Source organism: Evansella tamaricis, assembly GCF_019042215.1.
Classification (GTDB): domain Bacteria; phylum Bacillota; class Bacilli; order Bacillales; family Salisediminibacteriaceae; genus Evansella; species Evansella tamaricis.
This window is the reverse complement of the sequence record NZ_JAHQCS010000067.1, coordinates 1-11,032: the sequence shown is the minus strand read 5'-3', so window position 1 is coordinate 11,032 and position 11,032 is coordinate 1. Positions and strand designations below refer to the sequence as shown.

General features: G+C 40.1%; 8 protein-coding genes. 4 read left to right on the top strand and 4 right to left on the bottom strand.

The window, feature by feature from the left end:
* On the top strand, positions 1–199 hold a 199-nt coding region (locus KS419_RS06315; RefSeq protein WP_217065224.1), incomplete at its 5' end, for a hypothetical protein.
* 654 nt (positions 200–853) lie between these two features.
* Positions 854–3,289: a S8 family serine peptidase gene (locus tag KS419_RS06310; protein ID WP_217065223.1), complete on the top strand. Its 2,436-nt coding sequence runs from the start codon at positions 854–856 to the stop codon at positions 3,287–3,289.
* A gap of 165 nt (positions 3,290–3,454) precedes the next feature.
* On the opposite strand, the gene KS419_RS06305 is transcribed toward KS419_RS06310, so the two are convergent.
* The 4 genes from KS419_RS06305 to KS419_RS06290 are packed head-to-tail and all read right to left on the bottom strand — an operon-like array spanning position 3,455 to position 7,378.
* A complete protein-coding gene (locus KS419_RS06305) occupies positions 3,455–4,498 on the bottom strand; it encodes an ABC transporter ATP-binding protein (protein ID WP_217065222.1) in 1,044 nt (347 codons plus the stop codon).
* The gene (locus KS419_RS06300; RefSeq protein WP_217065221.1) at positions 4,488–5,504 is read right to left on the bottom strand and encodes an ABC transporter ATP-binding protein; all 1,017 of its coding nucleotides are present in this window, start codon (positions 5,502–5,504) and stop codon (positions 4,488–4,490) included. The genes KS419_RS06305 and KS419_RS06300 overlap by 11 nt, the downstream gene beginning before the upstream one ends.
* Before the next feature lie 15 nt (positions 5,505–5,519).
* The gene (locus KS419_RS06295; RefSeq protein ID WP_217065220.1) at positions 5,520–6,443 is read right to left on the bottom strand and encodes an ABC transporter permease; all 924 of its coding nucleotides are present in this window, start codon (positions 6,441–6,443) and stop codon (positions 5,520–5,522) included.
* 17 nt (positions 6,444–6,460) lie between these two features.
* Positions 6,461–7,378 carry an ABC transporter permease gene (locus tag KS419_RS06290; protein ID WP_217065219.1) on the bottom strand — a complete coding sequence of 306 codons (918 nt, stop codon included), beginning with the start codon at positions 7,376–7,378 and terminating at the stop codon, positions 6,461–6,463.
* A 275-nt stretch (positions 7,379–7,653) separates the two neighbouring features.
* Between KS419_RS06290 and KS419_RS06285 the strand changes: the two genes are divergently transcribed.
* Positions 7,654–9,399 carry a glutathione ABC transporter substrate-binding protein gene (locus KS419_RS06285; RefSeq protein ID WP_217065218.1) on the top strand — a complete coding sequence of 582 codons (1,746 nt, stop codon included), beginning with the start codon at positions 7,654–7,656 and terminating at the stop codon, positions 9,397–9,399.
* A 255-nt stretch (positions 9,400–9,654) separates the two neighbouring features.
* Entirely contained in the window at positions 9,655–10,875 is a 1,221-nt protein-coding gene (locus KS419_RS06280; RefSeq protein WP_246593679.1) for an IS110 family RNA-guided transposase, read from the top strand.
* Positions 10,876–11,032 lie beyond the last annotated feature (157 nt).

Here is an 11,032-nt window from a genome sequence, read left to right as displayed (position 1 = left end):
GATCACTTCAGGACTTTTCGGAAGCCAAAAAGCGGCTTCTGTCAAAGTCCTTCCAGTGACTTTCGCCCGTGACCAAGGCGCTTGCGCTTTTCTTATTCCTAAAAAAACTAGGCTCTTTTGTGTGAATGTGGTACATCATTTCATTCCCATGGGGGGAGTTTGCGATGTATGTATGCCGATGAAATTCAACCTTGCGTAACCTTCCTTAGAGAGAAGTACTAGAATATAAGTTTGACAGGAGGGTCTATAGTCGCTGTAAAAAGGGAGCATTCTTTTTTAAAAACTAAAAAAACCTTCGAAGGATACGATAGTCTCTCCCCTTTCTTATCTCACAATTATTATACCGATAAAACATTTACCTTTTTTTTATCCGAAAACAATTTTCAACTATTGGTATTAAGAAGGGAATACTTCCACGGCAGTAACCGTTTCCATCGGTTAGAGAGAGTTTGCCCGATATCATACAAAAGAAATTATTTAAGAAACAACGGACCAGTACGCTTTCTTTTATAGCTAAGTTTTCTTGAAAAAATAATCGAAAGAATTTTTAGAAAGGTATTCTTCTATATATTCATTCGAATGAACTATTAAATGGGTAATTTTACATTTCATTATGTTCATGGAATAGGACTTTTTGCAGTTTCATGTCGAATCATGAGAGATTCCCTCCCTTCAAATTATAGAACTCTTACAAAAAAATAGGCACAATGGACAGGAAGAAATATTCTGAAAAAGCAGGTATAGTTATTTAACGAAAGTAATATTTAGAAAATTCTAATAAGGAGGTTAATCAGAAGGTTTGCACTCTACACTCTACAAAAAACTGTATTTAAGAGGGGACGTAACAACACATATGAAGAGACGATATTCTAGATTACTTACTATTTTATTAACATTAGCACTTATTTTATCTACTTTTAACATGGCAGCATTTGCAAATTCTGATGGATCTCGTGGTACAGAAATTCCAACAGCAGAGTTTTTCGGAGATTTAGAGCTCACTTCCTCGAAACCTACTACAGTAATTGTACAGCTAGTGGAAGAATCAATTGTGGAAGCGAAACATAAAGGGAAAAACCAATCCAAATCTAAATTGAAAAAGGAAAGAGATCAGATTATCTCTTCTGTGAACCAAAACGTTAGTAATGCAAAAGTAAACCGTGAATATGACTATCTTTTTTCTGGATTTTCAGTAGAACTTCCAGCGAAAGAAATTCCAAGTCTGTTAAGTGTACCAGGAGTAAAAGCTGTATATCCAAACGTAGAGCATACAGTTCAAGTTGTCTCCTCAGAAGAGGTAGCTCTAGATGCCTATGGACCTAACATGCTGGACAGTGCACCATATATTGGTTCCCAAAAAGCATGGGATGCAAAAGTTACAGGAAAGGGAATTACAGTAGCGATATTAGATACTGGAGTTGATTACACTCATCCTGATTTAGTACATGCCTTTGATCTAGATAATCTTGGCTGGGATTTTGTAGATAATGATAAATATCCTCAAGAAACTCCTGCGGGAGATCCAAGGGGCGGTTCAACTACCCATGGTACCCATGTCGCTGGAACAGTTGCCGCAAACGGATTAATTAAAGGTGTAGCACCAGAGGCAAATCTATTAGCTTACCGTGTTCTCGGACCTGGAGGAAGTGGATCAACAGAAAACGTCCTTGCCGGTATTGAACGGGCCGTTCAAGATGGTGCGGATATTATGAACTTATCCTTAGGTAATACAATGAACAACCCTGATTTTGCTACGAGTATTGCATTAGACTGGGCAATGGCAGAAGGGGTAGTTGCAGTAGTAGCTAACGGAAACAGCGGTCCAAATAATTGGACAGTAGGATCACCTGGGACATCCCGTGAAGCTATCTCTGTAGGAGCAACTCAGTTGCCACACGTGGCATATGAGATTAAATTAGCCACTGCAGGAGTGTCATCCTATAATTCAGCAAAAGCAATGGGTTACCCGAATGTAGAAAGTTTAACAGCGTTAAATGGGAAAACCTATGATCTTGTTTTTGTAGGACTTGCAGGGGCAGCTGATTTTGCCGGTAAAGATGTGAGAGGAAAAGTGGTTGTTACTCAAAGGGGTACACATACCTTCGTGGATAAAGTCCAAAATGCGAAAAATGCAGGTGCAGAAGGTGTGATTATGTTCAACAATGCAACTGGTGAAATACCTGATGTGAATGGACTTGCCCTTCCAACAATTAAACTGACTCAGGCAGATGGTACAGCATTAGTTCAGGAAATGAACCGAGGTAACAATAAAGTAACCTTTAACAGTGTTTCTCCTTATGACGTACCTGAAACAATGGCAACATTCTCTTCCCGTGGACCGGTGACATCCACATGGATGATCAAACCGGATGTTTCCGCACCGGGAGTTGCAATCTTAAGTACGGTTCCAACGCATAATCAAAATAATCCACATGGATACAGTGCATCAAACGGAACAAGTATGGCTGCTCCACATGTGGCAGGTTCTGCAGCTTTATTATTACAAGCTCATCCAACGTGGGGTGTTGAAGATGTAAAGGCTGCACTTATGAATACTGCGGAAGAGTTAATTGATCCGATTACCGGAAAACCTTATCCGCATAATGCACAAGGTGCAGGAAGTATCCGTGTTCATAAAGCAATTAACAGTAAAACATTAGTAACTCCAGGAAGTCATTCTTTTGGAAAATTCGTCAAGGACTCTGGCAGACAAGTAGAAGGACAAAGCTTTACAATCAAAAACCTTTCAAATGAGAGAAAACGATACAGCTTTGAAGTGGTTTTTGCAGGAAACCCTGATGGAATTAAAGTAATGACAAGTAATAATTTAAATGTACAAGCAGGAAAATCGCAAAAGGTAAACTTTAATGTTCAGGTGGATACCTCCAAATTGAAGCCAGGATATTATGAAGGTACGATCAAAGTGAGTGACGGGAGCCAGGTCATCGCTGTCCCAACTATTCTTTTTGTAGGTGAACCGGATTATCCTCGTTTAACTGGGATTTACTTTGGTAAGGAAGCAGATGGTAGCTACTATGTAGGATCTTATTTACCAGGTGGTGCAGAAGTGCTTGATTATGACTTGTATCGTCTTGGACCTAATAATACGATCGGTGCATTTTTAGGAACAATTGGCTCGTTTAAAAATGTTCCTGCTCCAGAACATGAATTTAATTGGAATGGTAGTGTGAACGGCGTTAACCTTCCAAATGGGAACTATGTATTAGCTGTTTATGTGGAAAAGGGTGGAGTTACTGAATATAGAGCTTACCTGGTGACAAAAAATTAATCTTTCAGCTCACATCATCCAACAAAACTAGAAAAGGAGAGGTTGTCAAAAAAGTCATGGTATATGACTTTTGAGTGACAGCCTCTCTTTATGTTTCATAGAATAGGGGATTTCCAATCATTGAATTCCCCTATTCGCTCTGCTTTCTTTTCAGCTGTGACCAGTTCAAGTGTTCTGTCTTACATTTGCTAATTCCCTCGTTGGTTGATGCTCTCCACTATCAATTGCTACCGTGTAATGACATGCTGCCTGGTGACCACTTTTCATATGATCATCATTTACAAGTTCAGGTTCTTCTTCGCGGCATTTGTCAGTTACAAATGGACATCTTGTGTGAAACCTACACCCTACAGGGGGATCGATTGGTGAGGGTACATCCCCCCGTAAAATGATCCTTTCCTTTCTTTTCTCCGCATCAGGAATAGGAATTGCAGATAATAATGCTTTCGTGTAAGGATGCTGAGGATTATTAAAAATAGAAGTTTTATCCCCAATCTCTACGATTTTACCAAGGTACATGACGATAATCCGGTCGGAAATGTGACGGACAACCCCTAAATCATGGGAGATAAATAAATAGGTCAGCTTTAATTCTCTCTGAAATTTCTTCAAAAGATTCAATATTTGTGCCTGGATGGAAACATCCAAGGCAGATACGGCTTCATCACAGATAATTAGTTTTGGATTAACGGATAAGGCGCGGGCGATCCCAATTCTCTGGCGCTGTCCACCGGAAAACTCATGGGGAAAACGATCAGCTTGATTTGGCTTGAGACCCACTGTTTCCATTAACTCGGCAATTGTTTCATTCCGATAAGACCGGGGAACCACCTGTTGTATTTCCATCGCTTCATTTAACATCTGTCGCACCGTTTTTCGAGGATTTAAGGAAGCGTATGGATCCTGAAAAATAATTTGCATATCTTTTCGCATACGGCGCATGTTGGATTTACTCATAGTAAGAAGATCAACGCCGTTAAACTTAACTTCTCCATCAGTAGGTTCATCAAGCCGTAAAATAGCACGACCAGTTGTTGATTTTCCACAACCGGATTCTCCCACAATACTTACTGTTTCCCCCTCATACACTGTAAAAGAAATGTCGTCTACTGCTTTGACGTGCTTTACTGTGCGTCCAAAGATACCTCCTTTAATGGGGAAGTATTGTTTTAAGTGCTGTACTTTTAATAGTTCTTTGTTATGGTTCATATACTTTCACCTCCGGATCCCCGTCCCAATCATCTGTATATATCCAACAACGAATTTGTTCCCCATCCCCAATCTCAAGGAGATCAGGAAGGTGATCATGGCACAATTCCGTGGCAAATGGACATCTTGGGGCAAAGGAACAGCCTTCGGGCATATTATCAGGACTAGGGACAGTACCTTTGATGGGGATTAATTCCAGCTGATCAATATCACTTCGTGGCAACGATTTGAGCAGTCCGACTGTATAAGGGTGTCTCGGATTTTTAAACAGTGTCTTTACTTCTGCATATTCCACCACTTTTCCGCAATACATTACTGCTACGAAATCACAGGTTTCTGCCACCACCCCTAAGTCATGCGTAATCATGATGACGGACATCCCTAACTCATCTTGTAATTCTTTAATTAGTTCGAGAATTTGGGCCTGAATCGTGACATCCAGTGCCGTTGTAGGTTCATCGGCAATGAGTAATTCAGGGTTACATGCTAAAGCCATTGCAATCATAACTCTTTGCCGCATTCCACCTGACAATTCAAATGGATATTGATTGATTCGCTTTTCTGGAGAAGGAATACCCACAAGCTTTAACATCTCGATGACTTTTTCCGTACTTTCCCGTTTTCCTAACCCTTGATGGATTTTATACGATTCCCGAATTTGCTGACCAACTGTATAAGTGGGGTTTAAGGACGTCATTGGTTCTTGAAAAATCATCGAAATCGTATTTCCACGGATTTTTCGCATTGCCTTTTCAGTTTTATCAACGAGGTTTTCCCCTTTAAGATTAATTTCCCCACCCTTTATTTTCCCAGGAGAGTCGATTAATTTTAAGATGGAAAGTGCAGTGATACTTTTTCCTGACCCAGATTCCCCCACAATACCTAATGTTTTTCCTTCTGGTACGTCAAAGGTGACCCCATCAACGGCCTTTATTTCATGTCCCCCATCTATGAAAAATGAAGTCTGTAAATTGTTTACACGGAGAATATTGTTTTCTGATCCCATTTCTTCCCCTCCCTATTACCCGTTTAGATCTATCCGTTTATTTAAGAACCTGTAGGAAATATCCACAATTAAATTTACGAAAACAAACATAACGGAAATGATGATTATACTTGCTTGGACGGCTGGAAAGTCACGGGCCATAATCGAATCAATCACATATCGCCCCATCCCGTTTATGGCAAAAACTTGTTCTGTTAATACCGTACCGCTCAAGAGTGTCCCAAATTGTAAACCTAAGACCGTTACCACTGGAATTAATGCATTTTTTAAAGCATGGCGATAAATAATAACTCGCTCCCGAACCCCTTTTGCACGGGCAGTCCGAATATAGTCTTGAGAAATGACTTCTAACATACTGGATCGTGTCATTCTTGCAATCACGGCGGCACCAGCAGTACCAAGTGTAATTACCGGCAGGACTACTTGTGATGCTGACCCCCATCCGGTTGGCGGGAACCATCCAAGATTGATTGAAAACCATTGCATTAACATTAGCCCAAGCCAAAAGTTAGGCATAGACAGGCCGAACAAAGCTACAAACATTATGGCAATATCGGAAAAAGTATATTGTCGAACTGCTGAAACAATGCCTGCAATGATTCCGATAAAAACACTTAAGAGAGTACTATAAATGGCCAGTTCAATTGTCACAAAAAATTTGTATCTAATCTCATCCATTACAGGAAGATTACTTCTCATGGACGTGCCAAAATCCAGCTGGACAACATTCCCTAAGAACCTCACATATTGAACGGGCAAGGGATCATTTAAACCAAGCCGATTTTCTATTCGATCAATGACTTCCTGCGGTGCCTGCTCTCCGGCCATGAGTTGCGCTGGATTACCGGGAGTAAGGTGCATTAGGAGAAACACGAACAAAGTAACACCAAACAGAACAGGGATTAGCTGAATCAATCGACGTAGGATATAAGTTAACATTATTTTTGCACCCTCTCCTAATTCTTCATTTTTGGATCTAATGCATCCCGTAATCCATCCCCAAAGATATTAAATGCTAGAACGACTACTAGAATGGCAAGCCCTGGAAAGAAAGCAATATGGCCGGCATCCCGTAAGTGGTTGCGGCCATCATTTAACATAGCACCCCATTCCGGTGCAGGGGGCTGTGCCCCTAAACCTAAGAAAGAGAGACCTGCAGCCGTTAAGATGGCGGTTGCAATATACAAGGTTGCATTAACGATGATCGGTGAAAGGACGTTTGGCAGGACATGTAGGAATATAATACGAGTATCGGTTGCCCCAAGCGCCCGGATGGCATCGATATATTCAAGTTTTTTTGTGGCGAGGGTTGATCCCCGAACAATGCGGGCAAATCCGGGGACAGAATAGATAGCAACAGCGATAGTGACATTTATTAAACTGCCTCCTAATATACTAACGATCGCTAATGCCAATAAAATTCCAGGGAAAGCGAGAAGAACATCCACAAAACGCATGATAATAGCATCGATTTTTCCACCATAAAAACCAGCGATAATTCCAAGAGGGACACCGATGATTCCACCCATGATGACAGAAACGAACCCAATACCTAATGTAAGAATCATTCCATGAACAATTCTCGAAAAGATATCACGACCCATATGGTCTGTCCCAAACCAATATTCAGAGGATGGACCTTGAAACCGGTCCACTAAATTCACTGTACTAGGATCATGTGGAGTAATGATAATATCGAATCTGGAAAATGAAGATACGGTTATGGCCAAAAAGACTAAAAATAAAATGACAAAAAAACCGATGACTGCAGGTTTATTTTTTGTGAATCGCCTAAAGAAGTCTTTTATACTTTTAACTCTAGGACTTTCCACTTTCTCTCTAGGTACCGCTGTACTTTCAGCGTGTAGACTCATATTCATACCCCCTTATTTCTCTCAATATATGAAGTTGTCTAACTTAAAATTAATGAAAAGAAAAATTAATATTTCTTAACCTGCACTAAACGTATACTTCTTTTCTAAAGAAATATGTCAGGAGTTTCTGTTTCTTTTTCTCCCCCATCTGTTTCCAATTTCCTATTTGTAAAGAAAATTAATGAAATTGTTATACATAATTGTTTTTTGACATAAACATGAAGGGAATTTGTCAATGCCCATCCAATGGGAAAAAAAGATAGGGGGTAGTATAGTTGAAGACAAAGAGATTTCTCTGGTTAGTTGCTTTAATACTTAGTTTTGCCCTAGTGTTAGCAGCCTGTGCTGGTGATGGAGAGGTGGAACCTGAAGATGATTCAGAACCTGATACGGAAACAGAGACAGAAACGGACACGGATACAGACGAAGATAGTACGGATGACTCAGCGACAGAAGATACTTCAGGGGAAGATGATATCGTCCTTGCCGTTTCTTCGGACTTAGTTTCTCTGGACCCACATGGCAATAACGATGTTCCATCCAGTAATGTCCGGTCAAACATATACGAGACACTTGTGAAACAAGACGAAAATATGGAAATTATCGAAGGACTTGCTGAATCATGGGAACCGGTGGATGATACGACATGGAAATTCACATTACGTGAAGGTGTTACTTTCCATGACGGTACAGCTTTCACTGCCAACGATGTGAAAGCCAATCTGGAGCGTGTTTCTGATCCTGCAAGGGCGTCCGAGCGTGCTTTCCTGTATGATATGATTACCGAAGTGACAGTTGAAAGTGACTTTGAAGTTTTAATTACAACAGAGTACCCATTTGCCCCGTTACTTGCTCATTTAGCTCATGATGCAGGGGGGATATTGAGCAACAGTGTGATAGAAGCAGATTATCTCCAGGCTTTTGAAGAGGCAGGTTTGGAAATGACGTTGGAAGAATATTATGAATTGCGTGCAGAAGGCGGAGATGAATTCATGGAAGTCGTGGAGGAAATCTCCGAATATCTCGGGTTGTATGCTGCCCAGAATCCTGTTGGAACGGGTTACTTCCAGTTAGAGAGTCGTACATCTGGGGAAGAAACTGTATTGACAAGGTTTGATGATTACTGGGGAGATCCTGCGAAACCTAAATCAGTTACATTTAAAGTTGTTCCAGAACCAAGTGCCCGTGTAGCAGAATTAGAAACTGGATATTCACATATTGCTGATCCCATTCAGCCTACAGACTTAAATTATGTGGATGACCATGAGGAAACGTATGTCAATATTCAAGAATCAGTAAGTTTATCTTACGTATCTTTTAACGTGGATAAAGAGCCGTTTAATGATCCACGTGTCCGTCAGGCTATTTCATTAGCCATTAACCAGGAAGAAATAATTGACGGTATTTATCAAGGTAATGGTATTCCTGCCATTGGACCATTGGCGCCAGATGTCTTTGGGTATGACCCAGATGTTTCAGGACTTCTTTATGACCCAGACCGGGCCCGTTCTCTGTTGGAAGAGGCAGGATATGCGGATGGTTTTGAAACAACGATTTGGACCAACGACAATGAGCAAAGGGTGGAAACAGCCATCTATATTCAAAGTGTGTTAGGGGAATACAATATTGACGTTTCCATTGAAGAACTGGAGTGGGGTGCTTATCTAGAAAGAACAGGTAATGGGGAACATGATATGTTCATTCTTGGCTGGTCTACGGTAACTGGGGATGCCGACTATGGAATGTATGCCCTATTACATTCTTCAAATGCAGGCGCACCAGGAAATCGATCTTTCATTGCAGATGATACTCTTGATGAACTTCTCGATGCCGGACGCCGGGAGACAGATCCTGATGCCCGTCTTGAAATTTATCGTGAAGCACAAGAACATCTAGTAGAACTAGCTCCAATGATTTACGTACATCACCAAAACTATTTAACTGGTGTGCGAAACGAAGTGGACGGTTTCTGGGTCGATGCTCTTGGAATCTATCAATTAAAAGATGTAACACTACAATAAGCGTAAACAAACATACTAACATTAGTAGTGCAGACCCTGGCCAGGGTTTGTGCTACTATTTTTTTATAGTAGAAGTGAAGTAAGGCCGACCAGCCTCTAGGACCATTTAAGAGTCCGTATTATAAACCGGCCGACTTCACACCCTTATTTGAATCAGTTTAGTATGTTGGGTCCTTAAGAGATCGAGTAAAAGAAAGTGGAATCGATAAGGCAATGTGAAGGCTTCTATGAATGGTAAGAGAAGGAGAAATGAACATGAAACATGTTCTAGCATTCGATGTTAGTATGGGGAAAAGTACAATGGTTATCTATAATCACTATAATAAATGTGAATATGAAGGCGAAATTACACATAATAAATCGTCCTTTAAAGCCTTGAATGAAAGGATTTGTGAAATCATTAAACGGGATGGTCAAGCACCTGAAATTGTATTTGAAGCATCAGGAGTGTATTCGAGACCATTAGAACAGTTTTTTCAAGCAGAAGGCTACACCTATCATAGAGTTAGCCCGTTAGAAGCGAATCTACAAACGGCTTCGATGCGTCGTCATAAGACAGATATAAGTGATGCTCATGGGCTTGCTAAATCTCATTTTCGAACAGAACGTTCTACGACATACCAGGAAGAAAACTACTATAAACAAATGCGCGCACTAACACGTTATTACGATGAACTAGATAGTGAAATTATAAGTCTATACAGTAGATTGCACGCTATTTTACAGCTTAGTTTTCCTGAATTAGAGCGTCTTTTTTCAAAACGTTCTGCTCTCTTTTTGAACGTCACTCAGCTTTTCCCACACCCAGATGAAGTATTGGCATGTTCTAAAACTGTAATACGAAATAAAATAAAAGGGAATACAAAAAAGAACATATCCCTTAAACGTGCAGAAGAAAAAGCAATAGAATTACTTCACGCAGCACAAGATTCCTATCCAGCAATATCAAAAGATGATGTTCGTTGTGACCAAATTCGGGATTATGCTATACGTATCACAGATCTTAAAGCGAAAAAAGACATGCTTATAAAACAGATGGTTGAACTTTCAAAAGATCGTATTGAGTATCAGGTATTACTTTCTTTTCCAGGGATTGGAGAGGTGACTGCTGTAAGACTAATTGGAGAACTAGGGGATCTACAACGCTTCCAGAACCATAAACAATTGAATGCATATGTTGGAATTGATATCATGCGTTATCAATCTGGTAATACATTTTATAAAGATAAAATAAATAAACGAGGAAATAACAAATTACGAAAACTATTGTACTACATGGTTCAATCGATGATTAAACTTCGTAAGAAGTCCAACAATCATATTGTAGAGTATTATGACAAATTAAAAACGCAACCTCAAGGCAAACCCCATAAAGTTGCGTCAATTGCATGTGTGAATAAGTTCTTGAAAGTGGCCTTTCATCTAATCACACACAACATCACCTATGATTACAATACAGCATCCATCTGTTCGTAATCAGTTATTTACACTATAACATAGATGACCTTTCGAAAAAACATAACTCGTCAGGTCTATTTGTCATTTCCAAAATGTTTTTTTGGGTGGGAGTGGTACCCCTCCCACCCAAAAAATAGTTATTAATTAATAAAAACACTTGACTGTAGGTAAGAAA